This is a genomic window from Oceanisphaera profunda (assembly GCF_002157895.1).
GTDB lineage: Bacteria > Pseudomonadota > Gammaproteobacteria > Enterobacterales > Aeromonadaceae > Oceanimonas > Oceanimonas profunda.
Window position 1 is genome coordinate 315,925 of sequence record NZ_CP021377.1, and the last position, 26,985, is coordinate 342,909.

Consider the following 26,985-nt stretch of genomic DNA (forward strand, 5'->3'; position numbering starts at 1 on the left):
ATGTCTTCTTATATGACGCTGGGTATTACGAGTTGCATCATAGCTAGGCCTCACCTTGGAATGATTCTACAATGGCTATGAAATGCAGGTAAACGCCTAACCTTTGGCAAACTACAAAAATGAGACCTGGAGGCCTAATGCACACAGTTTTTTATGTTTCTGATGGGACGGCGATCACAGCCGAAGTTTTTGGGCATGCGGTACTTAGTCAGTTTCCGCTGCCCTTTGAGCAAGTCACCATGCCTTTTGTGGGTGATGCAGACAAAGCACAAGCGGTGAAAGCCAGAATTGATGAAAGCTTTAGAAAAAGTGGTAAGCGCCCCTTAGTGTTTCACACCATAGTGGACACACAACTGCGTAACATCATCACCAGCAGTGAAGCTAAATGTTACGATTTCCTTAACACCTTTGTGGCACCCATAGAACAACAGTTGGGTATAAAAGCCGACCCGCGGGTGCATCGCACTCACGGTATGGACAATAAAAAACACTACGATACCCGAATAGACGCGGTGAACTACGCCCTTGAAAACGACGATGGCGTGACCACTAAAGCCTATGATGAAGCGGATATTATTTTGGTCGGCGTGTCTCGTTGTGGCAAAACGCCAACCAGCTTGTATCTTGCTTTGCAGTTTGGGATCCGGGTCGCTAACTATCCGTTTATTGATCAAGATATGGAACAAATGACACTGCCCAAAGCGCTGAAAGCCAATAGACACAAGCTATTTGGCCTCACTATAGACCCGCAGCGACTACAAGAAATACGCCAACGACGCATGGCCGACAGCGGCTACTCCGCCGCCGCCCAATGCCGCTACGAACTTAATCAAGTAGAACGGCTGTTTCGCATGGAAGCCATTCCTTTTATCGACACCACTTATCATTCTGTTGAAGAAATCTCGGTAAAGATTTTAGAACGCACCGGCATCCCTCGTCGCATCTATTAATTGTACACAAGTAAAACACACAAAGTTTGCGATCTATCTCGAAACATTGCACACAAAAACAAACAAAATGTTGCTTTGATGTTTACAAAAATGTATACATTACACCTAGTGTTTAACCAAGCAGTCGAACACAACGCAAGTCGCATCACAGTTGTGCGTCTGAATTCTGCCGGATTTGGTGTGTTTTCTTTGTATTTACTGTTTTTTAACTGTAGCAGTGCATACAAAGTTAACTGGTTCACTAGGGATTCCGGTTACCAATGTCATTACTGGTGGTTGTTGTTACGTTGTCGCATTCGTGCCCAACAAGCTTCTCCCCCACTTGAGCAAAACTCAGGGACTTAACGCAATGAAACATAGTCAAAGCAAGTCAATATTTGATTTTTACGGCAAGCCAGGCTTCGGCAAAGCATTGCCGCTGTCACTGCAGCATATCTTAGCCATGATCATGGGTGCAGTTACGCCGCCTATTATCGTTGCTAAAGCTGTGGGTTTAAGCGCACCAGATGCAGCATTGTTAATCCAAGTAGCCTTGTTCTTCTCTGGTTTATCAACGTTGTTACAGCTTTACCCTATCGGTTCTATTGGCGCACGTATGCCGGTTATCTTCGGTGTAGGCTTCGCCTATATGCCAACACTGTTAGCGATTGCTAACGCTGTTGATCCTGCAACCGGTGAAAAAATGTATGGCGTAGATGCCATCATGGGTGCCCAAGTCATTGGTGGTGTCGCCATGATTCTGGTGGGTCTGTTCATCAAACATATTCGCCATTTGTTCCCACCAGTAGTAGCCGGTACCGTAGTATTGGTAATTGGCTTGTCTTTGTACCACGTGGCCATTAACTACATGGCTGGCGGCTTCGGCTCACCAGGCTACGGCAGTGGTGAAAACTGGTTGGTAGCAGGCTTAACGCTGGTAGTGGTATTAGCATGTTCACAGTTTGGTAAAGGCTACTTCCGTCTTGCCGCTATCATCATCGGTATTCTTGCCGGTTATGCCCTGGGTTCTTTCTTCGGCATGGTGAGCTTAGAGCGCGTAGCTAACGCACAGTGGGCTGCAATCCCAATGCCATTAGCATTCGGTATTACCTTCCCAATCGGTGCCATCATCCCTATGGTGATTATCTGTATCGTTAACTCGGTACAAACCATTGGTGACTTGTCTGCTACTGCTGTGGGTGGTATGAACCGCGAGTTACAAGACAAAGAAATGTCTGGCGGTTTAGTGGCTAACGGTATCACTACTCTGGTTGGTTCTTTCTTCGGTTCACTGCCTACTTCTTCGTTCAGCCAGAACGTGGGTATCGTAGCCATGACCAAAGTAATCAGCCGCTATGTACTGGGTGTTGCTGCGGTGTTCATGGTATTGGCCGGTTTACTGCCTAAGTTCTCTGCCATCATGTTGACCATTCCTGCTCCTGTAATTGGTGGTGCGACCATTATCGTATTCGGTATGATCACCATGACGGGTATTCAGTTGCTGGTTAAAGACGAGCTGTCTTCACGTAACGTGACTATCGCCGCTCTGTCTGTTGCTCTGGCCATGGGTGTAGCTGCTGCTCCTAACGCCGTTGCTCAGTTACCAGAAATGATGAAATCACTGACTAACCCTGTGATCATCGCCGCACTGACCTCTTTCATCTTGAACATGATTCTGCCTAAGAAATCACTGCAAGACGAACAGCGTGAGCGTGACCAGATTGAAAAAGACATGAACGGTTCTTCTGATACCGAAAATGTCCAAAAAAAAGTGACTCCTGAGGTTGTTCGCTAAAAAAGGAATCTTTTAGCTTAATTAATACTCAACACTTTAAAAGCCGGTCATATGACCGGCTTTTTTTATGCCTGAAATTGCTCAAAGTGGATAAAGAGAACTTTGGCAGGTCAGTTTTTCAGCTTGTTTTTAAAACCAAAAAATAAGACCCAACTCAATATCTTTCACCTAAAACACGTGCCATCTACGAAAGGCACCATGCCAGTAGCCGGCAATTTATTCGCCGGTCCAGCGTAGCTGGATGATTTTAGATCTAAACCTAAAGCCAAATTCCAAACCGTGACCCGTTAGTATTCCAGATTGATATCTGAAGATTGTTCCCTTTCAGCAGCTATCCGTTATCTACTTTACTTATGCCGAAAAGGCTGTAGTAACAATTGGAGTAAGCGCTGCTCTGCGGGGGCGCGAAACTGGGTTAAGCCAATGGTCATACCCTGTTGGCCAGCTTGGGGCTGAGCCAGATAGGTGCCGAATAATCGGTCCCACCAAGGGAGATTAAAACCAAAGTTGCTGTCGGTCTCATGAGGGATCACCGAATGATGTACTCGGTGCATATCTGGCGTGACCAGTATCAATCGCAGCACGGCGTCCAGCCGCTTTGGCAGCTTCACATTACCGTGATTAAACATAGAAGAGGCGTTGAGCAAGACTTCAAATAATAAAACAGCCAGTGCCGGTGCACCCAACAAAGTAACGGCGGCCAGTTTGAGCAGCATAGACAGCACAATCTCGAGTGGATGAAAGCGCAAGCCAGTAGTGACGTCGAATTCCAGATCGGCATGATGTACACGGTGTAAACGCCATAACCAAGGCAGGCCGTGAAACAGCCGATGTTGCAGATAAATAAGCAAATCCAGTATCAGCAGCGACAACACCAGTGTTAACCACCAAGGGATAGAGAGCAGATTAAACAGCCCCCAGCCCTGCTCGCTGGCCAGTATGGCCGCCCCCACCGCCGCCAGCGGGAAAAACAACCTTAGCAACAGAGTATTAATAACGACGAGTAGCAAATTATGAGGCCAGCGCCCCAGACGACCAATCTGCTGAGGCCGACGGGGTGCCCAGCATTCCCACAGCATCATAATGAATAACACGCCGGCAAAGCAGCCAAGGCGGATCCAAGGTTCATGCTCAAGCATGGTGGCTAGCCTCCGTAACGGGAGTTTGCAGCACGCTTGCCCAGCTGGCTGTCAGCCAGAACAAGTCTTGGGGTTCATCAATATCTTGCAGCCGCTCGGCCAATGTATAGCGCCAGCCCAGTTGCGTTAGCCGCGCTTGAGTGAGCGCCGCCACTTCAGAGGTGCTCCAGGGCATATCAGTAAATAAGCAGTCGTTAAACTGGCGCAAACCCAGCAGCGCATAACCGCCATCCCAAGTAGGATGCAGCAAGGCATCTTGCATGCTCAGACGCTGGGCGGCACGACGTAATAACTCGGGGGACAATTGCGGACAGTCGGTGCCCACTAGCAATACCTGCTGCTGAACTTGAGGTGCGAGCTCGGCCCTGTTAGTTAAGGCCCTGTTATTTAATGCATAGTTAGATAAGGAATAGTTAGATAAGGTATGGCCAGATAATAAATAGCTAGGTAAGGCATGGCCAGATAAGGCTCGGCGAGCGGCGCGAGCCATGCGAGACCCTAGATCTCCCTCGCCTTGGCTGCTGAGTATCAGTTGCGGTGGCAGCAACACGCCATCCCACTCGGGAGCATCAGCGGCTGGGCTCATGCACAGCTCAACGGGGCCTATATCGGCGGTTAGGCACGCCTCTAACGTGCTGGCCAACATCTGCTGCGCAAGCATTGCCGCCCTCTCGAAACCCAGCGACCCCGCGAGTCGGGTTTTAGCTAGGCCTGCAATGGGTGCCTTGGCAAACACAATAATGCGGGTGCTCAACGGTACCTCCTGGCTAATTGACTCGGGCACGTGCCGCGCCAGTAGGCAAAGCGCAATCGCCACATGAGGAAAATGGTGCGCCATACGCCGTTTTGCTGCCAACGCCGCCCCGAAGTCAGCACTTTTTGCCGTAAACAGGCAGGCCAGCCCACGCGCTTAAGCCGTTGGCTAAGCGCGATATCTTCCATTAAGTCTTGTTCGGGAAAGCCACCCACCGCTACAAAAGCGGTGCGGCGCATAAACAGCGCTTGATCGCCGGTCGCAATGCCTGACCAACGAGAGCGCCAGTTCATCATAAAACTGATGACTTTTAGCATGGGATGCTGGCCACTAATGGCCACATCAAATCGCCCCCACTGATGCAGCGCTAATGCTTTACTTATCAGCGACTCAAAATGCTCTGGTAGCCCCGTGTCCGCATGCAAAAATAACAGATACTCGCCTTGGGCATGCTCGGCGCCTAAGTTCATTTGCCGAGCGCGCCCCGCAGTACTACTTAACACTTTCACACCCTGTTGCTGGGCAATAGCCACCGACTGATCACTACTGCCGCCATCCACCACAATTAGCTCGATATGAGACTTTTGGTTCGTCAAAGCCGCCAAGGTGCTAGGCAGCGCCTTGGCCTCATTGAGCATCGGCATAATAATGGACAACACTATGAAGCCTTAGGCGCATCGTGTAGCGCGCGACTATCTAAAGCACCATTTAAAGCACCACTGCAGCTGCTGCCTTGGCCGGCGGTGCAGCCATAGCAATGCTCGGCGACCCGTATTGGCTGGCCGTTTAGCTCACGATGCAGCAGATCGCGCAGATGAGGTCGGTGTTCTTTATTTTCAGCATCGGGCAGCCGTAGCCCTAATTGCTGGTTAAAATCACAGTCATATAAGTAGCCTTGCCAATCCACGCTGACTAAATTGCGACACATCAAATTTGCTAAATTATCGGCTGAATAATTGTCTTTTAGTAACCGCAAATAATCATGAAACTGCCCCTTGGTAATCAGGTAATCGCCAAAGCGTTTAATGGGCATATTGGCCAAGGCAAACAGATGATTAAACCGAATATCAAAATGCGCCAGCAGTTCACGGCGATACGCCGCCTCCAAGCCTTGTTGCTCGGGCGGCAGGGTTGGCCCTTGTGGGTTATAAACCAAATTTAATATCAAGCCAGAATCGGGCTGACCATAACCCAGCTGATTAAGTTTTTGTAATGCGGCAATGCTTTTATTAAAGGTGCCTTTACCGCGCTGTTTATCCACATTCTCCAGCTCGTAGCACGGCAATGACGCCACTACTTCTACTTGGTGCTCGGCTAAAAAATCGGCCAAGGTTTCGTGGCCTGGCTCATAAAGAATCGTGAGATTACACCTGTCTATTACATGCACACCCAGCTTGCGCGCGGCAATCACTACCTCGCGAAAGCGCGGGTGCATCTCGGGGGCGCCGCCGGTTAAATCGAGGGTGGTCAGCTTGCGTGCCTGTAATACACGGGGGATCAGGGCGAGATTTTCGTCATCCATCATTTCGGTGCGATGCGGGCCGGCTGCCACATGACAATGCACACATTTCATATTGCACATATAGCCCAAATTCACCTGTAGTGTATCCAGCGCATCACGCTTGAGGGCAGGAAAGCCCGTTAGGTCGAGTAGCGGTAAAGTATCTCGCATCATGATTCCTTTCTTTAGGCGGATCGCATTTGGCTAACATCACCGATGTTAGCTGCCGTCTTTATCAACCGGATCTTGTGGGTCCGGATCGGTCGCTGTGGTGTCGGGTCGAAGAGCAAACCGATGCGCCAATGAACGAATAATCGGTAACTGCCGTTCAAATTGACGACAACCGTTACACATCACAGTGTGCAGCGCCAAAGAGAGCTGTTCAAATTGGCTTAAGGGCCGTTCTTGACTCTCAGACATTAGCCGAGTGGCTTTGTGACAACTCAACATGGGCAGTCTCCTTGTTGTTGCCAGGTATTTTCCAGGCATTCGCGTAACCGTAACCGAGCTCGATAGAGCAGCACATTAAGATTGCTGACCGTTAAATCCAGCTCTAGGCAAATTTCTCGGCTTTCTAAACCAATAAATTCGCGCATCATAAAAGTACGGCCTTGATTGGGGGGCAGCTTGTCTAAACACAATTCAAACAAGGTCCAGAACTCCTGATCTTGTTGGTTGCTTTCTGGCTCGCTCCATTCCACAGGACGCTCTACTTTGTGCCACATGCCAAACCGGTTAAATAGCTGCTCTTCTAACTGATTACTGTCGTCGGCACCTAAACTGGTGAGCGTGACCAAACGCTGGTTTTTGCGGATCACATCCACAATTTTGTGCTTAAGAATGGCAAACACCCAGTTTTTATAGGCGGCCCGACCCGCAAAGCTATCGGCGTATTTAAAAGCACCCAACATGGCCTCCTGCACTGCGTCTTCAGCCAATTGCGCATCTTTTAACTGTAGGGTGGCAAAACGCAGCATTTGTCGGCGTAATTCCTCGGTCAACAAAGGGTGTGCAACATTGTGTCTATGATCCATCATGACTCTTATTTGGTGGTGGCAGCGGATAAACAGAGTATATGTAGCTTAGCGCCTGCGCACTCATTTAGGACTCTAATGTTACCAATGCTGTGCGTTTCGTCTCTAATGTGTTGTTATGCTTGAGTTGTAACTTAACTCTTAACTTGAGTCGTGAGCAGGCACAGCTTTATTACAGTGCGAGCGTTTTTTATTACTTTTTTTCTACCCACACAGGCCAAGTACAGGGATCCCTAATGCGCCAATATCGAATATTTAATCAGGAAGATGCCGTTGCCTATGCCCGTGAGGCGGCCCAGCTTGGGCCAGAGCTGGTCTTGCAAGGAGCAGAAATAGGAGATGGCAACCTCAATCAGGTGTTTAAAGTATGCCAACCTGGCCAGGTCACAGGGTGGATTGTAAAACAAGCGCTGCCCTATATTCGCTGCATTGGTGACTCTTGGCCCCTAACGCGGGATCGCGCGCGCATCGAAGCCGAAATATTGCTACAACATGGGCAGTGTTGCCCCGAATTTACGGTAGCGGTATTGCATCACGATGCATCTTTGTCGGCGATGCTGCTAGAGGATTTATCGGAGCTGCAAGTGTGGCGCCAAGCCTTGTTGAACGGCGAGCATTTTGCCGATGCTCCTGTGCAGCTAGGGGAATATTTAGCACAGGTGCATGTGCACAGCAGTGACTTCCGCTTAGATTATCAAGCCCAGCAAGCTGCACGAATACAGTTTGCCAACCCTGAGTTAATGTCGATCAGCGAAGCGGTATATTTTGTCGATCCCTTTTGTGATCATGAACGTAATAATGTGGCGGCAGGTATTCGTAATGATGCCGAACTGCTCTGGGCCGATCAGGCATTAAAAGTACGAGTAGCTAAGCTCAAGCATGACTTTCGTTGCAAGGGCCAAGCGTTATTGCATGGCGACTTGCATACCGGATCCGTGATGGTGGGCGCCGGCAAGCTTAAAGTGATTGATGCGGAGTTTGGCGGCTATGGCCCCATGGGTTTTGATGTGGGCGTACTGATCGCCAACTTGTTGCTTAATTTATGTAGCCAGAACTCTCCTCCTCCACAGCGGCAGCGCATTAAGGACGTACAAGCCTTTTGGCAAAGCTTTCACGCCCAGTTCTTTTTATTAGCCAGCCAAACCGCGGATCCAGCCCTAGCCGAGCCTGATTATATCACCGTCTTTTTACGTCAGGTGTGGCAAGACGCCTTAGGGTATGCCGGTTGTGAAATGATACGCCGCACCTTGGGCGTCGCCCATGTGGCAGATATTGACAACATTGCCGACCCAGAGCAAAAAATCGCCAGCCAACGGCACGCATTAGCACTGGGCCGCGCTCTGATCATGCACGCCGAGCAACTTGATGACGCCGAGCTGGAGAAGATAGCGTTAGGCTAGGTGAGGGTGATGAGTGATGAGGACGACACAAAAGCGCTACGCCTTACGTTAAAGACCAGCACCCTCTCCTCTATACTCCTAAGTGGTTTGAAAAATCCATTCATCGCTAGGTGTGGAACCTGTGTATCTGATCCGGCGTTGCCGGATTTCGGCGCTCAAAGCGCAACTACATTCGTGCAATATGTTGATCTTACCTATTGAAAATGTTTTTCATATTTTGTCTCTATTTTCCGTGGATTCCGTGGCAAATATATCTTTAGGTTTCGGTATTTGGCTCTATAAATTAGCCCCGTCGCCAGCGATGATAACGGCTTAACCATGCCAAGATGCGTTTGGGCGCATGGGCGCGTTTCCACTCTCCGGCCACGTATTTATTGGCTTCTGCCAGTGTTGGATACACATGCATGGTGCCCAATATCTTGTTTAAGCCCAGCCCATGTTTCATGGCCAGTACATATTCTGCCAGCAAATCACCCGCATGCTCACCCACTATGGTCACCCCCAGTATTCGGTCTTTACCCGGCGGGGTTAACACCTTAATAAAGCCCTGATCTGAGCCGTCGGTAATGGCTCGGTCGAGCTCGCTCAGATTAAAGCGCGTGACTTCATAGGCGATATGTTGCGCAGTGGCTTCTTGCTCGTTTAAGCCCACTCGGGCTACCTCGGGATCGACAAAGGTACACCAAGGTACGATGGAGTAATCGACCTTAAAGCGTTTAAAATGGCCAAATAGCGCATTCACGCTCGCATACCACGCCATATGAGCGGCAGTGTGAGTGAATTGATAAGGTCCGGCCACGTCACCGGCGGCATAAATATTAGGGAACAAGGTTTCTAGATACTCATTGGTGGTTACGGTGCGCTCAGTGGTGATGCCGAGCTCCGTTAACCCAAAGCCCTGCAACCGCGCGCGCCGCCCTAGCGCTAGCAACAGGGTGTCGGCCTCAAGGGTAAGCGGTGTGTCGCCTTGATTTACCTGTACTTGGTTAACTTCTAGCCGTATGCCTGCAGATATAGGCGCTAATTGCGTAGTGTCACAATCGGTGAGCACCCGCACCCCGTCGGCGACCAGCGCTTGTTTAACCCATTCACTCACTTCAGTATCTTCTTTGGGCATAAGGCGGGTATTGCGTTGCACCAAAGTCACGCTCGAGCCTAAGCGGGCAAAGGCTTGAGCCAGCTCGCAGCCAATCGGCCCCCCGCCCAGTATTAATAATCGCGCCGGTGGCGACGCTCGCTCGGCCATGGCCTGCCATAAGGTGTCACTGGTGAGGTAACCCACCTTATCCAATCCGGGCAATGGCGGCACCGCAGCACTGGCGCCCGTGGCAATAATAATACTGCGCGCCGTCAGCCTCTGCACATCACCGTTGCTCAAGGTCACTTCTACCGTCCAAGGGTCGACCAGTTTGCCGTGGCCTTGCAAGACGTTTACGCCCAGTTTCGTATAGCGCTCCACGCTGTCGTGAGGGGCTATCTTATTGATCACGGCCTGTACTCGCTGCATCACGCGTTTAAAGCTGAATTCAGGTGCCGTGCTGGTGAGGCCATAATGCGCGGCATGGCGCATCTGGTGAGCCAGTTTGGCACTGCGCAGCAATGCCTTGCTGGGTACACAACCGGTATTAAGACAGTCCCCGCCCATATTGCCGCCCTCAATAAGCGTAACCTTGGCCTTAACCGCCGCGGCTATATAGCCGCTGACTAAGCCTGCGGCACCGGCGCCAATTACTATCAGGTTGCAGTCAAAATGAGCGGGCTTATTAAAACCACGATACACTTTTCGGCGTTGTATAAGGCGCAGCACGGCACGCGCCAGCAACGGAAAAATACCGAGTAAGGCAAACGAGGCTAACAAAGTCGGCGACAGTATGCCGCTTAAGCTATTAATAGCCGCCAGCTGAGTACCGGCGTTCACATACACCAAAGTACCGGGCAACATGCCGAGCTGACTTACCCAGTAAAAGGTGCGTATCGGCAGTGCCGTTAGCCCCATCAGCAGGTTAATGATAAAAAACGGAAATACCGGTACCAATCGCAGCGTAAACAGATAAAAGGCACCGTCTCGGTTAATGCCCTTATCGATGGCCTTGAGTCGGTCACCGAAGCGCTGTTGCACCTGATCTCGCAGCAGAAACCGCGATACCAAAAACGCCAAGGTAGCACCGATACTCGAGGCAAATGACACCAATACCAACCCTTGCCAGACACCAAAAAAAGCTCCTGCGGCTAAGGTCATAATGGCCGCCCCCGGCAGTGACAACGCCGCCAGCACTACATACAGCACAAAAAAACCACCCGCCATCAACCAAGGCGACTCGGCGCGCAGCGTGGCTATGTGCGCCTGTTGTTGTTTTAGGGCGTCCAGAGTAAACCAGTCACCGAGATCGAAGATAAAAAACAGCGCAATGACCAGCACTAGCAGGATAAGCAATAGGGGTTTGCGCATAAGAAAATCCTTTTTATGGCGATGAGACGGGTCTTTATGACATTGAAGCCAACGAGTGACGGCTATCATTAGCGTTAAGCTTAAGAACAAAGTCGTCACCAAGCGCGCGATTCTTACAGCGAAATGGGCCGCTGGCGTAAGATGCCAATAACAATAAGCAGATCCGGTAATAACTTTTGTAATGTTTTTGTAAAGCTTTTGTAACAACTAGGCTGTTAGCTGCGTCTTATTAGTACGCAAGGCACTTTTTATGCGGTGCCTTTATGGAAGACCCTATCTTAAGGAGTACCATCATGCGTCTATGTCATTTTCACTCAGCATCTCACTTTCGTATTACCCCCGTTGCCGCCTTAGTGTCCGCATCCCTGATGGCGCTTGCACTATCAGGCCCTGTGCAAGCCGTTGAGTCGGGGGGGCATGTAGCTCAAGAGAATGCCGTGCAACAGTTAGCCATGAGCAAGAATCCTTGTGCTGCTAGTCCCTGCAGTGCCGCCGAGTCTGCTACCAAAAATCCTTGTGCGACTAAAAATCCTTGCGCCGTGAAGAGTCCCTGTGCGACCAAGAACCCCTGCGCGATGAAAAGCCCGTGTTCGGCCAATCCCTGCGCCATTAAGCCGGCGAAAGTAAATCCCTGTGCAGCTAAACCGGCAAAAGTGAACCCCTGTGCCGCCAAGGCCGTGCAACGCCCAGATAATTATCAACCTTACCAAGGCGATAACGCCGAGTTGGTAACGCTAGGTAAGGCGCTGTTTAACGATACCAGCCTAAGCAGCAATGGCCTTTCTTGCAGCAACTGTCATCAAAGCCAGATGATGTATCAGGCAAGCTTTGCCATGGCGTATCCCCATCCGGTGGCGATGGCGCAAGATCAGTTTGGTCTGAGTCAGGTGCATTTGGATGAAATGATCCAAATTTGTATGATGTCCCCCATGGCGACGCAGCCCTTAGCGTGGGATTCAAAAGAGCTAGCCGCCTTGGTCGCCTATGTCCAAACCGAGCAAACCAGCTATTCACCCAGTGGAGCCAATCCTTGCGCGGCAAAAAATCCCTGTGCGATGAAGAACCCTTGTACAATAAAAAGCCCATGCAAGGCTAATCCCTGCGCGACGAAAAAACCTTGTGCAATGAAAAGCCCCTGTAAGGCTAATCCCTGTGCGGTAAAGAACCCTTGTGCCGTTAAAAACCCCTGCGCGGCTAAGTCACAGTAGGATGCCTATGACAAGCAGCACACTTCAACCCTTGCCCAAACTAGTAGTACCGGTGGCAGTCAGCCTGCCCACCGCAGACATACATCGATTACGTGAAGCTGGTGCCCAAATTCGGGAATGTTATCGAGTAATGAGCAAAGGCGGAGTTAATATCGTCGGGGAAGTGCTTAAAGGCCAAGGGACCTTTTTTGAGATGACCCACTATCCCCTAGACGATGTATTGGATAAAGACAGCCACAGCCAATATTACTACCACGCTCATCGTGGTGGTGAGCAGGAGCATGGCCACTTCCACACCTTTTTGCGTGCGCCCGCCATTCCCGCCGAACTCTGTATGCGGAATTACCCACAAGCCAGTGAGCCTTGGCCCCAAGGAGATCAGGCGATTGCCCATCTGGTTGCCATTGCTATGGACGCTTGGGGATACCCCTCAAGCCTGTTCGCCTGTAATCGCTGGGTGACCGATGAAAGCTGGTATCCGGCAGCAGCGGTAATCTCCATGCTGGATAATTTTGTTATCGATCATGCTAATCCGTCTTGGCCGGTGAATATTTGGCTGAGCAACATGCTGGTGTTATTCCGCCCCCATATAGAAGCGCTGCTGGTGCACCGCGATGCGGTGATCGACCAGTGGCAGGCGCAATATCCAGAGCAGGACATCTTTGAAAATCGGCAACTAGAGATCACCGGCCAGCTCGCTATTTCGGTGGATGACTGGCTAGCCGAACTGGAGGCGGTGTTGGTTTAATGACAACAACGTCATAATTAAAAACGCCGCGGGTAAAGACTGTTTGGTCTTTACCCGCAGCGCTGTTTTAGACTGAAAGCTGACCGCTAACGGCTATTGCTTCTGCCGTTACTTCAACTGCCACACCGTCATATCGGCTAGGGTATGTTGATATTTGCGGCGGGTTTCGCGGATCACAAACGGCACGTCTTGTTGCGCCACTAGGTTAAAGCGCTCGCCTAATAAACGTCTTAAGCCGTCTAGGGTAGTAACATTTTCGCCATTCACCTTAATGCCGCCCAGCCATTTGTCTTTCGGCGTGTATTGCTCAAGCCAAGTGTAAGGTGAGGTTAACACCAAGTAACCGCCAGCGGTTAAGCGTTCATGAATGTGATTTAAGAACAAGCTCGGATCGTATAAACGGTCGATCAAATTGCCGCAAAATATCAGATCATAATCGCTAAAACGTGCCTTTAAGTTACAGGCATCGCCTTGTACAAAGTCAATTTTATCAGCCAGCTCGCTGTAGCCTAAATCACTTAAACTGACCTCTTTAAACTCGACTAGCTCGCCTTCGGTCGGAATAGCAAAGCGGGTGTGGCCGGTTTCTTTTAACTGAAAGCCGTGCTGAATAAAACGTGCCGAAAAGTCGATGCCATCTACGTGATCAAAGTGGCATGCCAGCTCAAAACTGGCGCGACCCACGGAGCAACCTAAGTCCAGCGCCCTTGCGTGTTTTAACTCAGGGGTGTGCTTAAGCAAAGCCTGCACACAAGCTTGAGGGTAATTGGGCACATTAAAGTAAGTGTCACCGTAGTGAAACTCTAAGTATTGGGCGACAAGTTCGTCTGTTTCGTAAGTATTAACCGGTTCCACTGGCACCTCAGCGCTGTCGGACTCTAGGTATCTAAAGCCCGCATGTTGAAAAAAGTGACGACGAAAGGCATAACGCGCGTAACGAGAGGCTTCGTTACCGGTCGATGCCCAAGAGCCGCCTTTAAATAAATTGTGTTGGCCATCGAAGGTAGGCGTGGAGAAGTCATCATATAAAGGATGCACTTCAAAGCCGGGAAAACCATCGATGGCGGATTCGGTCCATTGCCACACATTGCCGACGATATCGCACAGGCCTTGGTGTTCAAAGCGGTTAACTGGGCAAGAGGAGGCATAATGCTCGAGGTTAAGATTGCCAGGCGCTTGGCTCCAATGGGGTTGATCCGTGTCGAGCTGATTGCGCAGCACCGTCCATTCGGCTTCGGTAGGTAAACGGATATGGCGGCCGGTCTGATTCGCTTTCCAGTTACAAAAGGCCTTGGCTTCGAGGTAATTCACCTCTACCGGCCAATCCAGCGGCAGCGGCATTTCTTGCAATAAATTGCGCTGCAGATATTCGCCGTGCTGATAACGCCAAAAACGCGGCATGATGGCACCGGTAAATTCTAGCCAACCTTGCCCCTCGCTCGTCCACCACTTAGCGTCTTGGTAGCCGCCCGCCTGCACAAAGTCTAAGAACTCACCATTAGACACCAGAAATTTCGCCACTTTAAAGGGCGCCACGTCCACGGTCTTTTGGCCGTATTCATTGTCCCAGCCATAAGTGGCGACCGAACTGGGCTTGCCCAGCGTGACCGTCTGCCCCGCTATCGGTAACAAACTATTTGTGGGTGCCACGCCCGCTTGGCTACACGCCGCCCACTGAGGGTGCGCGTCCAGATATTTAAGGGGCAACATGCGCATAATCACCGACGAGGTTTCCAGGTGAATGCGCTCGTGCTCAATGCCCATTAAAATAAGCCAAGCCGGTGAGTCTTGGGTAATGGGCAAGCTAAGGGGCATATCAGTGATCAGCGCATCCACAATGTGGCGCACTTGGTTACGATAGTGGCGAGTGTCGGCTAGGCTTGGCCAGTCGTAGTGGGCACTATTAAGATCGTCCCAGGACATTTCATCCACGCCAATGGCAAACATGGACTCTAAGCGTTCGTTCACCCGCTGATGTTGGTATTTACCCAGTAATAGCTTGTTGATAAAGAATACGGCCGTGTGGCCAAAATAGAAGATCAAAGGGTGGCGCAGTGGCTCGGCACGTACATAATAGGCTTCATCACTGTTAATACAGTCAAACAGGCTTTCGTACTGGCTAAAGGTGTGGTGAAAATAGTTGCGAATTTCAGCGCGTTTGGCGGCCACTGAACTGCCGGTTAGTAACGGCGTTTTACTCACCACCTCTGTTAGTTTTTCCATGTTCATCCTTGATGCTTGTTAATTTTCAACGATATAAATGCGAGAAAATTCAGCGCGCATTTCACAATACACATCAGACCCGTGAAGTAGCGGCTCTCTTTCGTGGCGCCACGCAAGTCCAACTATATTGCTACTAAGACCCACGGGTCTACGTTAAAAATCGGTTTAAAGCCGCCACAGCTGTGCTATAACGCTGTTCTTTATCCTTGGTGTTAACCTCGGCTTTAATCCTGTTTTGTTCATCTCTCACTAGGAAGTATCATGACACAATTTAGCAATGTTACCGTAATTAAGCAGGCCAATGTGTACGACGGCGGCAAGGTCACCAGCCGCGTGATTCAGTTTGCTGATGGCAGCCGCAAAACCTTAGGCATTATGCTGCCCGGTGAATATAGCTTTAGCACGGCAGCAGCCGAGCTGATGGAAATTTTGGCCGGCGAGCTGGAAGTGCAACTGCCAGGCTCAGAGCTTTGGCTGGCCATTAAAGGCGGTGAGTCCTTTGAAGTACCGGCCAACGCAAGCTTTAACTTAAAAGTAACCACTCTGGTGGACTACTGCTGCTCTTACTACGACTAATCAGCTCGAACCTTTACTCGCTAAGTAATGCTGCATAACTTATGTGGTGGATTCTGTGGCTAGCTTGCTTTAAAGCTAAGGAGCTCTCGCAACGGAATCCACGGAACCCACAGAAAAATTAAGCTGAGAGAAGTTCGAAAAGTATCAATAATTCTAATTGGTAACAGCAAACCTAAGGCAGTCGGGCTCTGCTTTAGTTAAGAATTTACAAATAAAATATCTTTCCGAAATTATCTTTATTGTTCCGTGTTCTTCTGTGGATTCCGTTGCAAAAAATTATTAGGTTAAGCCCTGTTTCCATCGCTGTTAAAGCGGACTACTTAACGTTTACAAAGTAGGTGGGCACAACGTAGGTAAAAATACAGCAGCCCGTTAAAATGAAAATTTCCCCTGCCACGCTTTCTTGTAGTTGGCATGGCGTTAAGCTTGCTGTATCAGGCACTACTTTGATAAATGCACTCGCATAATGAGTAAAATTCAACACAAGGGTTTTATTACTATGATGAAATTTTCAATCAGTGCAGTTTTCTCATTCACAGCCCTAGCAATCTTAGGCGCTGCACAGGCAGAGATGACGAACCCTTATAAGGTGGTAAGTATTTCTACAGTTTCTGAACAGCAATCTATTGAGCAAGCAGATGATGTTAGAGCTTATATGCACGGCATCAATCTCGCAAAGCGAGCAGATGGGCATTACGATTTAATATGGTCAGCGGCATCTGATGAGGTAACCAAAGAAGGAAACTGGAATCATGATATTTATACCAGTACGTTAAACGCACAAACCCCCGCTATCCAAGCCATACGCACGCTGATATCCGCTCCAGAAGCGCAGGAGCCTGTCAGTGTAAGTCAAACCAAAAACGGCATGCGCATGTATACCTTTGAAGATGGTAATCAGGCAAAAAATCAGGTCGCCCAACGCTTTGCTATTTTTGATGAACAAGGACATCCCGTAAAACAATACCCTCAGACCGTCAAAGACGGCGGACATTCAGGGCATACGGCTTCTACCAATGAACAACATGTTATTTTCTGGTCAGATGATTGGATAGAAGGCGGTGGCGTAGATAATTTGGGCTCAGGAAAAGAGGTGTGGGTCACCGCTTATACCGCTAGCGGTAACAAATTACATACGAAAAAAATTACCACGCTAAACAACCAACGTGATTGGTGGCCAATGATTGCCGCCTCTGCGGATCGTACTATGCTGGTGTGGCAACGTTTTGTAGAGGGGGAAACATACGCAGAATTAATGGGAGCCATCTATGATCCAAAAACAAATAAACTTATCAAGCAGCCAATTATATTAAATAAAAACATTCAATATTACACATATGAAGTGAGCTATATTGAATCCATTAAATCCTTTGTGGTGAGCGCGACAACGCACCTCAATAAGGGAGTACTATATGTGATAAATGAAAACGCAATGGTGACTGCTAAAAAACAGGGTTTGAAAGCTTTTGTGCGTGAAGCCCACCCTGCAATCAAGTTAGGTGATAAAAAATCCGAGCTTATGTATCCCACAGCGCCAACGGGCTTTGCCTTATTTGAGGTAAACGCAAATAGCATTTCCATGCAGGCGCTAATAGAAGACTCTTATGAGTGGCAATATAGTGGTACCGTCGGTTTTTACACCCTTAAAAATGATGTTTATTTCGCTTCCTTGTCAAAAGAGGGAGTTATTGAAAAACTGGTACGAAAATCACACTAAATTATCTACAGCTCCTATCTTATTAGGTTAGGCGTTAGCCTGATAAATATAGTTGAGCTCAGTCGTCGCTCCAGGCACCGCCAATTTCACCTCAAGGCGGAATCACATTTTTTAGTTTAATTTTAATGAATTAGCGGTCTGTGACCTAATTATAGCTCCTGTCTGATGAGCCTTTCATGACGCTAATTGAACACCTTACACTTATTGAAGAGACACTCTCTGATATTAATCGTCTATAGAAACTATAAAGAGGTTGGCGCGCACAACAAGACCGTATTGAATCCAACTTTCACCATCCGTCTCGCTATAATTAGTGCACACTAAGCCACTATTAGCCCGCCCCATGGAGAGTCTAATGCGTATGCTACTGCTGTTACTAAGTCTGCTGGTCACGCCGCTGGCTGCCGAATATCGAATACAAACGGTGGCTCAAGGGCTGCACCACCCGTGGGGCTTGGTTGAACTGCCCAGTGGCGAGCTATTAGTGGGCGAGCGCCGTGGTCGCTTGCTGCGCTTAAATACCGATGGCAGCCGAACCCTGATTGCCGGCCTGCCCAAGATGGTGAGCGCTGGCCAAGGCGGCTTGCTGGATTTAGCCCTGCATCCTAATTTTGCAGAAAACCGCTGGCTGTATTTCAGTTACAGCCAGCCCGGCAAAGGCGGTGCTGGCACAGCCGTGGCGCGGGCCAAGCTCACTGACACCCACTTAAGCAGTCTAGAAGTCATCTTTGTACAACAACCTAAAACCACAGGCAGTGCCCACTTTGGTTCACGTATGGTGTTTGACGCTCAAGGTTATCTGTTTATTACCACCGGCGAGCGTTATCACGCGCGAGATAAAGCACAACAGCTAGATAATCATCTGGGAAAAATCCTGCGTTTGCATGACGAAGGCACTGTGCCGACTGATAATCCGTTTATCAATACTCCCCACGCCAAGCCCGAAATTTGGAGCTATGGGCATCGTAATATTCAAGGGGCCGCTATTCATCCACCCAGTGGTGAGCTGTGGGTGCACGAGCACGGCCCGCGCGGCGGTGACGAAGTGAACATCATAAAAGCCGGAGCCAATTATGGCTGGCCCTTAGTGACCCATGGTCGGGAATACAGCGGCGGTAGCATAGGCCAAGGTACGCATCTTAAAGGCATGGCAGACCCGATTTGGGTGTGGGTGCCTTCTATTGCGCCCTCTGGCATGCTTTTTTATCGCGGAGAATTATTTCCCCATTGGCAGGGTTCATTACTGGTGGGCGCTTTGGCGGGGCAAAAACTGGTACGGCTCACACTCAACGGCCAAAAGATCGTGAATGAGCAAGCGTTACTTGGCGAGCTAAATGTGCGCATCCGCACCTTAGTAGCAGCGAAAGACGGCGGTATTTATCTGTTAACCGATGCAGCAAATGGACAGCTGCTTAAGTTATTGCCCGCCACCGATCAGTGAGTAAGCCCGTTAAGACAAAGAAAGAGGCTGAATATGCTGACTGGTTTGGGTATGTTTTTTGGCTCCATGTTGTCCTCTTCACCCTTTACGCTTCACCCTTCACGGTTTAAACACCGCACCAAAACCTATTTTTGCCACGGAATACACGGAAAAATAGGGAGCAAATCTGACTGAGATCTTGATGGTAAGAACTGAGATTAGACCCAAGCAAAAGTGACCGGCGAAACAGAGACTGAATATGCGGGCTGGTTTGGGAGTGGCCTTTGCTCCATGTCGTCCCCTTCACCCTTTACGCTTCACCCTTCACGGTTTAAACATCGCACCAAAAGCTATTTTTACCACGGAATACACGACTCTTTACTTACGAGAAGCACAGAAAAATAGGGATCAGATCTGAAAGGGATATTTAATAGTAAAACCTGAGATTAGGCACATGCAAAATCACAGGCGAAACAGAGACTGAATATGCGGGCTGGCTTGAGGATGGCCTTCCAGTCGGCCTCTTCACCCTTCACGGCTCTTTCGGTGTTTGTCTGTAACGTAAGACGTACCGCGTAAGGCGTACCGCTTTCTTGGGGGCTGATCTTGTGCTCATAATGCGTTAACATTTAACAACTGGACTTAGTTTTAATTACTTTTGTGAGCAACAAGGAATACATAATGACGCAGAAAATCTGGAACGTGTATCTGTCAGGTGAAATTCACAGTGACTGGCGTGAGCGTATTATCGAAGGTACTAAAGCCAAAGGCTTGGCTGTGACCTTTACCTCAGCGGTAACCAATCACGATGCCAGTGACATGGTAGGCGTAAATATTTTAGGTAGCGAAGAAGATAACTTCTGGCGTGACCGTAAAGCGTCTGGCATTAACAGCATTCGTACTTCTACCCAAATTAAAGAAGCCGACATTGTAGTGGTGCGTTTTGGGCCTCAGTACAAGCAGTGGAATGCGGCTTTTGATGCAGGTTTTGCGTCAGCCTTAGGCAAGTCTATTATTACTTTGCATGACTCTGAGCTGGATCATCCGCTTAAAGAAGTGGACGAAGCCGCTAAAGCGACCTGTCGCCAGCCTGAGCAAGTAGTCGAGATTTTGTCTTACCTATTGTCGTAAATAAGTGTTGTCATAAATGACGTGAAGTTTGCCGAACTGGCGTAGAACGTGCGCCAATTGGCACCAAAAGAATCCCTCGTACTGCGGGGGATTTTTTGTTGTGCCGACTTCTGTCGGTTGCCGTCCTTTTGCCGCCCCACCCAACCCCCTTCTGCTTTACACTCACCGCTCACTGGTATGTAAGGTAGGCACTCATGAAGTTTTGGACATTGGCATTAACATCGGCAATCGCCTTTAGCGGCTCGTCACTGGCCAACGAAGCCGTGTGGGTAGATGTCGCCAGCCAGCAAGACTATGCTCTTGAGCACCTAGTGGAAGCTATTCATATTCCACACACCTATATTGCTCGTGGCGTGAGTGCCCGCTTCCCGGATAAAAACACACCGATTAAGCTCTATGACCGCGACCAAGTTAAAGCCCAACGCGCCCAAGAAGCGCTGCAAACGCTCGGCTATGTACAGGTGACCAACAGCGGTGATTTAGCGGGGTTAAAAGAACATGGCCAAAGCACAGTGCAAAGTACGCCCACGGCACAAAATGAGCTGCTCCCTACTGAAGCACTTAATCAAGGTGAACCTTTTAGAGAAAGTGCTGCATTTAGCCAAAATGAGCAATATGACCAAAACCCGCCAACTGCGGCGAGTTTATACAGTCAGGCTGTGGCGACCTCGTCATTAACTGAACCAATGCTCGATACCTTAGCAAAAACAGCCGACTAACATTAGCAAAGCCTTAATGTCGGCTGATTACAGGTATTTATGCCTCGCTCAATCAGCCATTTTTTACTGCAAGCTGCCGTTTTAACAGCCTAAACCTTATCGGTTTCATCTTCACGCAAGCCCACTTTTAACACCTTATCGCCGTCTACGTCGGCCACGGTCCAAATCATCTCGTAGCGCACAAAATTATCACCCACTACCGGGTGGCCATTGGTGTGCGTGAGCATAAATTCACCCAAGTTCAAATTTTCTTCACTGCTATCTACATCTACGCCATACATAAGTGCGATATCACCCATACGCGCGTCTTCATCAAGAATAAAGTCACCAAAGAAGGCACGAGCCTTGCTGCGGGCCGCGTCCAGATCACCACCAAACATATTGTTCAGCACTTTAAGGTGATTGCTGCGCCCGATTACGCACAACACATCGTCCATGGCGAGCCGCGTGCTGCCAGAGGCAGGCAACAGATTTTCGCCTCTAAATACCGCTGCTACTCGACAATGAGGCGGAAAGGTAAGGTTGCGCACCACAACGCCGTCTATCGCCTCACTGCTCACCGTATAGAGGAACATTTCAAAGTCGTCTTCTTGGAAGATACCCAGCATAGAGCGGCGACGCGGCGCTAATTCCGGCGGCACCTCCACTCTTAATAGCCGTGCCATTTGCGGAATGGTGGAGCCTTGTACTAACAAAGACACCAAGACCACAAAGAAGGCGACGTTAAACAGCATCATGCCTTCGGGCAAACCGGCCATCAGCGGAAATATGGCCAGTACAATCGGCACGGCTCCGCGTAACCCCACCCAAGAAATAAAGCCGATTTCTCGGCGATTAAAGCGAAAGAACGGCACCAAAGACACCAGCACCGCAAAAGGCCGAGCAATAAAAATCAGTGCCAAGGAGATCAAAATAGCCGGAAATGCCATGGCCCACATATCCGCCGGCGAAATAAGTAAACCCAACACCAAGAACAAGCCGATTTGGCTCAGCCATGCCAAGCCATCCAGCACTGGTAAAATCGACTCCATGTCTCGCAGGCGAGAGTTACCCAATACTAAGCCGGCCAAATACACCGCCAAGAAGCCACTGCCCTCTAATAGCGCCGTAAAGGCGAATAACGTTAGACCAAATCCCATCACTAATATGGGGTACAAACCGGGGGCTAATTCAAAGCGTTTGATCATTTGCACTAACAGCATGCCGCCCAAAATACCGGCCACGCTACCAATGCCAAACTGGCTTAGTAAAAATAATAGCGTTTCGCCGATACCATTCATGTCGCCAGTGATCAGGCCAATTAAGGTCAACGTTAAAAAGATCGCCATGGGGTCGTTGGTGCCCGACTCAATTTCCAGCGAGGCGCCAACGCGTTGGTTAAGGTGCATGCCTCTGCCGCTGAGCAAAGAGAACACCGCCGCCGCGTCCGTTGAGCCCACAATGGCCCCCAACAACAGGCCGTGTAACCAGCTGAGGTCGAGAATATACACCGCAATGACACCGGTAACGCCACTGGTCACCACCACCCCTAAGGTGGCCATGCTCAACGCCGGTTTTAGGCCCACCCTAAAGGTGTCCATGCGGGTACGCATACCGCCATCCAGCAAGATAATGGCCAACGCCAAGTTACCTATGCTGTAGGCCAAGGTATAGCTTTCAAATTCAATGCCACCAGGGCCACTCTCACCGGCTAACATGCCAACAAACAAGAAGATAAGCAGGATAGGAATACCGGAACGCGCCGACAATAAGGTGGCCAGCACACTCACACACAGCAAGATCCCAGCCAGTAAGAAGAGATGTTCAAGATTTTCCAATGAAGACATTCCGACAGGGTTTTAGATACTGTAGTTATATCATACCCTTACCTATTTAATGAAAGTGAATTTTTAATTAAATTAAAAAACTAACTATGCAAAAATTTACATATTTATCTTTTATCTCGTGGCTGGACTCGTCTGCTATCGCTTCTGTTATGGCCTTTACGCCCACTTTAGCCAAAATGACTAAGATCTGACTGCATAACTATTCTAAAGTAGCCTGTATTATCGTTAAATAGTGCACCATGTAGGTCCATTAAAGCTTAGATATTTTCCAACTCTGCATATTTTATTATTAAATTTCACGATCCGGTTGCGCGTCATGCTCTGCTTCTTTACAGTTCTGCGCCTGTTTACTTTTTTAAGCCCGCGGTCTGGCCCTTGCCAGTTAGTGTCCATCTGTTCAGGAAGCAAAACCACATGGAACCAACCCACATCAGTTCACTGATCCCCATCGTGATCACTCTTTTACTCGCTCTTGGCACCCGCAATGTGGTGATCGGTCTTTTTGCCGGTGTGGCGAGTGGCGTGGTCATGCTGAACGATTGGCATCATCCGCTGGATAATTTTGGCATTTTGGTCAAAGACCATTTGGTCGGACAGCTGACCGACAGCTATAACGCGGGCGTATTGGTGTTGCTGGTGTTTATCGGTGGCTTTGTGGCATTAATGGAGCAGTCTGGCGGTGGCCAAGCCTTTGCGCGCAAGGTCACCCACTGGGTAAGCACCAAATTTCGTGCACAAATTGCGGCCTGGCTGGGCGGTATTATTATCTTCTTTTCCGATTTGGGTACGCCCTTAATTGTGGGCCCGGTATTTCGCCCACTGTTCGATAAACTTAAAATATCACGCCAAAAACTAGCCTTTATTATCGACTCAACTGCTTCACCGGTGGCCATTTTGGTGCCTTTTATCGGCTGGGGCGTGTACATCATGGGCCTGCTACAAAAGGAATTTAATGCCCTTGAGCTGCCGTTAACTGACTGGGAAGCTTTTATTTCAGCTATTCCATTCCAGTTTTACGCAGTACTGGCGGTGGCCATAGTGCCTTTAATTGCCTTTAAGAAATTAGACTTTGGCCCCATGGCCGATGCCGAACGCGCCGCCGAGCGCGGTGACATTGCCAGTGGCCCTATTGAACAGCAAACCCTGTTTCACCACGACAATGCACAAGCTTCTTTTGTCTGGGCGCCGCTGTTGGTCATGGCTGGCGTGTTAGCCGCCATGCTGGGGCCACTGGGCTTTCCGTTTGAAAAGGTATCGGGCTCGGTGTTTCGCGCGGCACTCTCCACCGCCTATTTTATGGCGGCCATGACGCTGATTATCTTAATGGCTGCTTACGGGGTGCGCCGAGTGACCGACGGTATTGCCGTCTACCTTAAAGGCATGAGCAACATGATGCAGGTGGCGATAGTGCTGATACTGGCATGGACCTTAAGCAGTGTCGGTAAAGACTTAGGCGCCGCCGCTTATATTGCCGAACAGGCACAATCGGGCTTTCCTGCTTGGCTGGTGCCCGCAGTGGCCTTTTTGCTGTCGGCGATTATTTCTTTTGCCACCGGCTCATCTTGGGGTACTTTCGCCATTATGTTTCCCTTGGTGATCCCCACCGCCATCGCCATAGACGCGCCGCTATATGCTTGCATTGGTGCCGTGCTGTCGGGCGGCCTGTTTGGTGACCATTGTTCGCCTATTTCAGAAACCACCATACTGTCGTCTACCGGCTCGGGCTGTGATCAATTTGAGCACTTCCGTACTCAGTTGCCTTATGCCTTGCTTAACGGCAGCATTGCACTGGCTGGCTTTTTGGTCGCTGGCTGGGCAGAAAGCCCGCTTATTCTGCTGGCAGCCATTGCCACTCAGTTGGTACTGGTTATTGCATTGTCACGCTGGCAAACCCATCGTCTGCAGGCAACAACCGCCTAATCGTTAAAGCCCTAGCATCTTTTGCTGGGGCTTTTTTATCAACACCGGTCTAGCCTTTAGCCTTTTATGCCAAGCAGCTATTATTAGCTTATTTACTGTGAACCAAACCAGAGGCGTTTATGATTATTAGCTTATCCATCAAGCTTGTTTCGGGAATCTATGCAGAAAATGAGTGGGCGTGTGAGCTAGAAGTAGCAGAAAACATGTCGTTGCATGATTTACATGACGTCATTCAAGACGCGGTCGATTTTGAGAACGACCACATGTATGCGTTTTTCATCTCTCGCCAAGAGTTCGGCTCAGAGCGTATCTATTTTGACGATGAGCATAACTCACTAGATGCCGACTTAGCATCCTTGTTCCCGTTACCTAAAGGCAAGAAGCTGTTCTATTGGTTTGATTTTGGCGACGATTGGGTGTTTCAGGTGTCCAAATCACGCAAGAAACCTAAAGAGCCACAGCCGGGGCGCGAGTATCCCGCCATGCTCGCCGAAACCGGCACCAAGCCGGAGCAGTACCCCGACTATGACGAAGATAATGAAGGTGATAATGATCGCAGCACCTATGAGGTAAGGATCCTGTAAACCACGCTCGCGCTTAAAATAACTGCGCACATTTTATGCAGGCAAGCATGGCGCTTGCCTGCTGCGCGAACTGAATCGATTTTTTTGCGACACTGTATGATGGGCCGTGGTTTACGCTTTCGGCAAACGCCGGAGCAGCACACAAGGCCAAGGCAATCAGGGAGCTGCGTGCAGTCATCATCACTACTGTGGATCGCCAAATTCTAAACCGCGGCGAAGTTGGGTGGTTTTAAAAACAACACCAAGCAAAACCGTGGCGAAGTCCTCTTCACCGAAGAGACAGCCACGAAAGATGTCGTACTTGTAGCCGGCAACTTGTTCGCCGGGCCAGCGAAGCTGGATGCTTTTAAAAACAGCACCAAGCAAAACCGTGGTTCATGCTCTCATTACCGAAAATAAGGCCACCTACACGGTCAAAACCAAGCACCAAGACGGTGGCTGAAGGAGTCTTGAATCTTTAAGATCCTGCAACGACAAAATCCACGTTTGTTCCGCAGCATTACTTACCAGTAATAAATAATCACACTTTTGCCAATCAGCACAGAGGCAACTGGGTAACCTCCTCCGACTCGCTCAAGCACAATCCCTGTGACGCTCAAACACATGACATCCTTGTCATGTGATGGTCGGCTGAGGCTATCCCAGCCGCCTCTTATTAGTTTCTGAGTCTTCTGCTGGTAACGTTAACAAACCACTCCGGTGCTTAAGGCTGCACACTAAGTGATCTTTTGTATTGTCATCCTCACCTTCTAAAGACAGCCAGTTAGCGATCATCACCTTCCATTTAGCCACTCACTGCTTATAATGATCCAGCTTCATTTGAATTCAGTTTTAGTTTCTGTTCTCAGTGTAAAAAACTTAATAAAAGGCCTCAGCAGTAGTCTGCTTTGCCGCGATTAAGCTTACTAAGGCGACTGACTGTGCTCAAAAAGTACAGTGAGCATGCGCGTTTACAATAGAATTTTAAAATAAAACTAGATAAATCAATGCGTTGAAAAATCGGTAGCGTTGATACTCGGTATTAAACGCGGACAATTCGAGCATGCGTGTTTTGATCATTTAGTAAGGATGCCATAGCAAGTTAAAGTTATATGTAATCAGTAGTTTATGGTGAAACTTGCTACAAGCGCTATGAGTGAAAACGCGCATGCGCAGTATTAAAAATGTTATGCGTAAATAGGGATCGTGCATGATATATGCGTTTGTGAAAATATTTACAGAAGAGTTTCATGCAGAAGCCTTTAGAAAAGGCGATCTTTATATGCAGACTATTCGTATGTTTAAGGAACATAAAGATGAATCAGGTGAACTTAGAGGCGACCAGATGGAAGGGGTGGTTGCTTGGTATCAGCCAGATAAAATAAAGCTAGAAGTAAGTGGTCACGAAATTCCTAGTAGCGAAATTGCATCTCCAATAGCGATTCATAGCAACGAGCTTCTTGAAAACAATGCCTTCTGTATATACTCCCTCAATAGCCAAGGACATGAAACTGTTTCGGCAGAAACGATTAAGGACTTCAAACGCACGCTGGAAATACACGAAGCATGTTATGGCTTAGGTGCTTATTGTGTGGCGGTTTTAAACGCACAAGAATTCATAAATCGATGCCAAGAGAAGGTAAGATCATTAAATGTTGATGGGAAGTTGGGGCTGGTCGATTATTTCGATGAGATGACATTTAATGGTGAGTTACCAAAAGAAAAGCATGGATTTCAAAAACGAAGCTTCTTTTCCCACCAAAGGGAATATAGGGTTCTCGCTAATCTGCATCGAGACCCAGATATTTACACAATGAATATTGGTGATCTGAGAGATATTACTACCCAAGTGATCACACCCGATGAATTCAATCGCCAGCTTGAAATTAGGTTGCCAAATGGCAGCAGCGCATAACAAACGCAGGCACAGGGA

General features: G+C 49.0%; 23 protein-coding genes. 13 read left to right on the forward strand and 10 right to left on the reverse strand.

Going from position 1 to position 26,985, the window contains the following annotated elements; translation table 11 throughout:
* Positions 1–137: 137 nt before the first annotated feature.
* Together ppsR and CBP31_RS01405 are read left to right on the forward strand one after the other, a co-directional pair.
* On the forward strand, positions 138–950 hold the full coding sequence (ppsR, locus tag CBP31_RS01400) for a posphoenolpyruvate synthetase regulatory kinase/phosphorylase PpsR (protein WP_087034536.1): 813 nt from the start codon (positions 138–140) through the stop codon (positions 948–950).
* Positions 951–1,299: 349 nt separating this feature from the next.
* Entirely contained in the window at positions 1,300–2,724 is a 1,425-nt protein-coding gene (locus tag CBP31_RS01405) for a uracil-xanthine permease family protein (protein ID WP_087034537.1), read from the forward strand.
* A gap of 347 nt (positions 2,725–3,071) precedes the next feature.
* Here the strand turns inward: CBP31_RS01405 and CBP31_RS01410 are convergent, their stop codons facing one another.
* Genes CBP31_RS01410 through CBP31_RS01435 form a run of 6 tightly spaced genes read right to left on the reverse strand, consistent with a single transcriptional unit; the run spans position 3,072 to position 7,155 of the window.
* On the reverse strand, positions 3,072–3,863 hold the full coding sequence (locus tag CBP31_RS01410) for a sterol desaturase family protein (protein ID WP_087034538.1): 792 nt from the start codon (positions 3,861–3,863) through the stop codon (positions 3,072–3,074).
* A complete protein-coding gene (locus CBP31_RS01415) occupies positions 3,856–4,617 on the reverse strand; it encodes a TIGR04282 family arsenosugar biosynthesis glycosyltransferase (protein ID WP_087034539.1) in 762 nt (253 codons plus the stop codon). Before CBP31_RS01415 ends, CBP31_RS01410 begins: the two co-directional genes overlap by 8 nt.
* Positions 4,614–5,276 (reverse strand): TIGR04283 family arsenosugar biosynthesis glycosyltransferase, encoded by a 663-nt coding sequence (locus tag CBP31_RS01420; protein WP_227875090.1) that lies wholly within the window; start codon positions 5,274–5,276, stop codon positions 4,614–4,616. Before CBP31_RS01420 ends, CBP31_RS01415 begins: the two co-directional genes overlap by 4 nt.
* Positions 5,276–6,292, reverse strand: a complete 1,017-nt coding sequence (arsS, locus tag CBP31_RS01425; protein WP_227875091.1) for an arsenosugar biosynthesis radical SAM (seleno)protein ArsS — start codon at positions 6,290–6,292, stop codon at positions 5,276–5,278. The genes CBP31_RS01420 and arsS overlap by 1 nt, the downstream gene beginning before the upstream one ends.
* 45 nt (positions 6,293–6,337) lie before the next feature.
* Positions 6,338–6,568 (reverse strand): anti-sigma factor family protein, encoded by a 231-nt coding sequence (locus CBP31_RS01430; RefSeq protein ID WP_087034541.1) that lies wholly within the window; start codon positions 6,566–6,568, stop codon positions 6,338–6,340.
* A complete protein-coding gene (locus CBP31_RS01435; protein WP_227875092.1) occupies positions 6,562–7,155 on the reverse strand; it encodes a sigma-70 family RNA polymerase sigma factor in 594 nt (197 codons plus the stop codon). The genes CBP31_RS01430 and CBP31_RS01435 overlap by 7 nt, the downstream gene beginning before the upstream one ends.
* A 233-nt stretch (positions 7,156–7,388) precedes the next feature.
* On the opposite strand from CBP31_RS01435, the gene mtnK reads away from it, so the two are divergent.
* On the forward strand, positions 7,389–8,552 hold the full coding sequence (mtnK, locus tag CBP31_RS01440) for an S-methyl-5-thioribose kinase (protein ID WP_087034543.1): 1,164 nt from the start codon (positions 7,389–7,391) through the stop codon (positions 8,550–8,552).
* 283 nt (positions 8,553–8,835) lie between these two features.
* On the opposite strand, the gene CBP31_RS01445 is transcribed toward mtnK, so the two are convergent.
* Entirely contained in the window at positions 8,836–11,001 is a 2,166-nt protein-coding gene (locus tag CBP31_RS01445) for an FAD-dependent oxidoreductase (protein WP_087034544.1), read from the reverse strand.
* Positions 11,002–11,294: 293 nt separating this feature from the next.
* Between CBP31_RS01445 and CBP31_RS01450 the strand changes: the two genes are divergently transcribed.
* Positions 11,295–12,209: a c-type cytochrome gene (locus CBP31_RS01450; protein WP_227875093.1), complete on the forward strand. Its 915-nt coding sequence runs from the start codon at positions 11,295–11,297 to the stop codon at positions 12,207–12,209.
* Positions 12,210–12,216: 7 nt separating this feature from the next.
* The gene (locus CBP31_RS01455; RefSeq protein WP_087034545.1) at positions 12,217–12,957 is read left to right on the forward strand and encodes a DUF6969 family protein; all 741 of its coding nucleotides are present in this window, start codon (positions 12,217–12,219) and stop codon (positions 12,955–12,957) included.
* A 108-nt stretch (positions 12,958–13,065) separates the two neighbouring features.
* Here the strand turns inward: CBP31_RS01455 and ovoA are convergent, their stop codons facing one another.
* Positions 13,066–15,180: a 5-histidylcysteine sulfoxide synthase gene (gene ovoA / locus CBP31_RS01460; protein WP_087034546.1), complete on the reverse strand. Its 2,115-nt coding sequence runs from the start codon at positions 15,178–15,180 to the stop codon at positions 13,066–13,068.
* A 261-nt stretch (positions 15,181–15,441) separates the two neighbouring features.
* Here ovoA and ppnP point away from each other — a divergent pair, with 261 nt between their 5' ends.
* The 5 genes from ppnP (at position 15,442) to CBP31_RS01485 (ending at position 20,743) form a co-directional block, all read left to right on the forward strand.
* On the forward strand, positions 15,442–15,756 hold the full coding sequence (ppnP, locus tag CBP31_RS01465) for a pyrimidine/purine nucleoside phosphorylase (protein WP_087034547.1): 315 nt from the start codon (positions 15,442–15,444) through the stop codon (positions 15,754–15,756).
* Between the two features lie 499 nt (positions 15,757–16,255).
* Positions 16,256–17,473: a hypothetical protein gene (locus CBP31_RS01470; protein WP_151898772.1), complete on the forward strand. Its 1,218-nt coding sequence runs from the start codon at positions 16,256–16,258 to the stop codon at positions 17,471–17,473.
* Positions 17,474–17,828: 355 nt separating this feature from the next.
* Complete coding sequence (locus tag CBP31_RS01475; RefSeq protein ID WP_227875094.1) at positions 17,829–18,914, forward strand: PQQ-dependent sugar dehydrogenase; 1,086 nt, start codon at positions 17,829–17,831, stop codon at positions 18,912–18,914.
* A 660-nt stretch (positions 18,915–19,574) separates the two neighbouring features.
* Positions 19,575–20,024 carry a YtoQ family protein gene (locus CBP31_RS01480; RefSeq protein ID WP_087034549.1) on the forward strand — a complete coding sequence of 150 codons (450 nt, stop codon included), beginning with the start codon at positions 19,575–19,577 and terminating at the stop codon, positions 20,022–20,024.
* 194 nt (positions 20,025–20,218) lie between these two features.
* On the forward strand, positions 20,219–20,743 hold the full coding sequence (locus CBP31_RS01485) for a rhodanese-like domain-containing protein (RefSeq protein ID WP_087034550.1): 525 nt from the start codon (positions 20,219–20,221) through the stop codon (positions 20,741–20,743).
* 89 nt (positions 20,744–20,832) lie between these two features.
* Here CBP31_RS01485 and CBP31_RS01490 read toward each other — a convergent pair whose 3' ends face one another.
* The gene (locus CBP31_RS01490; RefSeq protein WP_227875095.1) at positions 20,833–22,560 is read right to left on the reverse strand and encodes a potassium/proton antiporter; all 1,728 of its coding nucleotides are present in this window, start codon (positions 22,558–22,560) and stop codon (positions 20,833–20,835) included.
* A gap of 423 nt (positions 22,561–22,983) precedes the next feature.
* Here CBP31_RS01490 and CBP31_RS01495 point away from each other — a divergent pair, with 423 nt between their 5' ends.
* Positions 22,984–24,489, forward strand: a complete 1,506-nt coding sequence (locus CBP31_RS01495; protein ID WP_087034552.1) for a Na+/H+ antiporter NhaC family protein — start codon at positions 22,984–22,986, stop codon at positions 24,487–24,489.
* Between the two features lie 119 nt (positions 24,490–24,608).
* The gene (locus tag CBP31_RS01500) at positions 24,609–25,073 is read left to right on the forward strand and encodes an IS1096 element passenger TnpR family protein (RefSeq protein WP_087034553.1); all 465 of its coding nucleotides are present in this window, start codon (positions 24,609–24,611) and stop codon (positions 25,071–25,073) included.
* Between the two features lie 183 nt (positions 25,074–25,256).
* Here CBP31_RS01500 and CBP31_RS01505 read toward each other — a convergent pair whose 3' ends face one another.
* On the reverse strand, positions 25,257–25,439 hold the full coding sequence (locus tag CBP31_RS01505; RefSeq protein WP_087034554.1) for a hypothetical protein: 183 nt from the start codon (positions 25,437–25,439) through the stop codon (positions 25,257–25,259).
* 823 nt (positions 25,440–26,262) lie between these two features.
* On the opposite strand from CBP31_RS01505, the gene CBP31_RS01510 reads away from it, so the two are divergent.
* Complete coding sequence (locus tag CBP31_RS01510) at positions 26,263–26,967, forward strand: hypothetical protein (RefSeq protein ID WP_087034555.1); 705 nt, start codon at positions 26,263–26,265, stop codon at positions 26,965–26,967.
* The last annotated feature ends 18 nt before the right edge of the window (positions 26,968–26,985 follow it).

Excerpts from the sequence above, each read along its gene's own strand:
- ppsR (WP_087034536.1), top strand. The coding sequence starts at position 138 with ATGCACACAGTTTTTTATGTTTCTGATGGGACGGCGATCACAGCCGAA.
- CBP31_RS01405 (WP_087034537.1), top strand. The coding sequence starts at position 1,300 with ATGAAACATAGTCAAAGCAAGTCAATATTTGATTTTTACGGCAAGCCA.
- CBP31_RS01410 (WP_087034538.1), bottom strand. The coding sequence starts at position 3,863 with ATGCTTGAGCATGAACCTTGGATCCGCCTTGGCTGCTTTGCCGGCGTG.
- arsS (WP_227875091.1), bottom strand. The coding sequence starts at position 6,292 with ATGATGCGAGATACTTTACCGCTACTCGACCTAACGGGCTTTCCTGCC.
- CBP31_RS01430 (WP_087034541.1), bottom strand. The coding sequence starts at position 6,568 with ATGTTGAGTTGTCACAAAGCCACTCGGCTAATGTCTGAGAGTCAAGAA.
- CBP31_RS01435 (WP_227875092.1), bottom strand. The coding sequence starts at position 7,155 with ATGATGGATCATAGACACAATGTTGCACACCCTTTGTTGACCGAGGAA.
- mtnK (WP_087034543.1), top strand. The coding sequence starts at position 7,389 with ATGCGCCAATATCGAATATTTAATCAGGAAGATGCCGTTGCCTATGCC.
- CBP31_RS01445 (WP_087034544.1), bottom strand. The coding sequence starts at position 11,001 with ATGCGCAAACCCCTATTGCTTATCCTGCTAGTGCTGGTCATTGCGCTG.
- CBP31_RS01450 (WP_227875093.1), top strand. The coding sequence starts at position 11,295 with ATGCGTCTATGTCATTTTCACTCAGCATCTCACTTTCGTATTACCCCC.
- CBP31_RS01455 (WP_087034545.1), top strand. The coding sequence starts at position 12,217 with ATGACAAGCAGCACACTTCAACCCTTGCCCAAACTAGTAGTACCGGTG.
- ovoA (WP_087034546.1), bottom strand. The coding sequence starts at position 15,180 with ATGGAAAAACTAACAGAGGTGGTGAGTAAAACGCCGTTACTAACCGGC.
- ppnP (WP_087034547.1), top strand. The coding sequence starts at position 15,442 with ATGACACAATTTAGCAATGTTACCGTAATTAAGCAGGCCAATGTGTAC.
- CBP31_RS01470 (WP_151898772.1), top strand. The coding sequence starts at position 16,256 with ATGATGAAATTTTCAATCAGTGCAGTTTTCTCATTCACAGCCCTAGCA.
- CBP31_RS01475 (WP_227875094.1), top strand. The coding sequence starts at position 17,829 with ATGCGTATGCTACTGCTGTTACTAAGTCTGCTGGTCACGCCGCTGGCT.
- CBP31_RS01480 (WP_087034549.1), top strand. The coding sequence starts at position 19,575 with ATGACGCAGAAAATCTGGAACGTGTATCTGTCAGGTGAAATTCACAGT.
- CBP31_RS01485 (WP_087034550.1), top strand. The coding sequence starts at position 20,219 with ATGAAGTTTTGGACATTGGCATTAACATCGGCAATCGCCTTTAGCGGC.
- CBP31_RS01495 (WP_087034552.1), top strand. The coding sequence starts at position 22,984 with ATGGAACCAACCCACATCAGTTCACTGATCCCCATCGTGATCACTCTT.
- CBP31_RS01500 (WP_087034553.1), top strand. The coding sequence starts at position 24,609 with ATGATTATTAGCTTATCCATCAAGCTTGTTTCGGGAATCTATGCAGAA.
- CBP31_RS01510 (WP_087034555.1), top strand. The coding sequence starts at position 26,263 with ATGATATATGCGTTTGTGAAAATATTTACAGAAGAGTTTCATGCAGAA.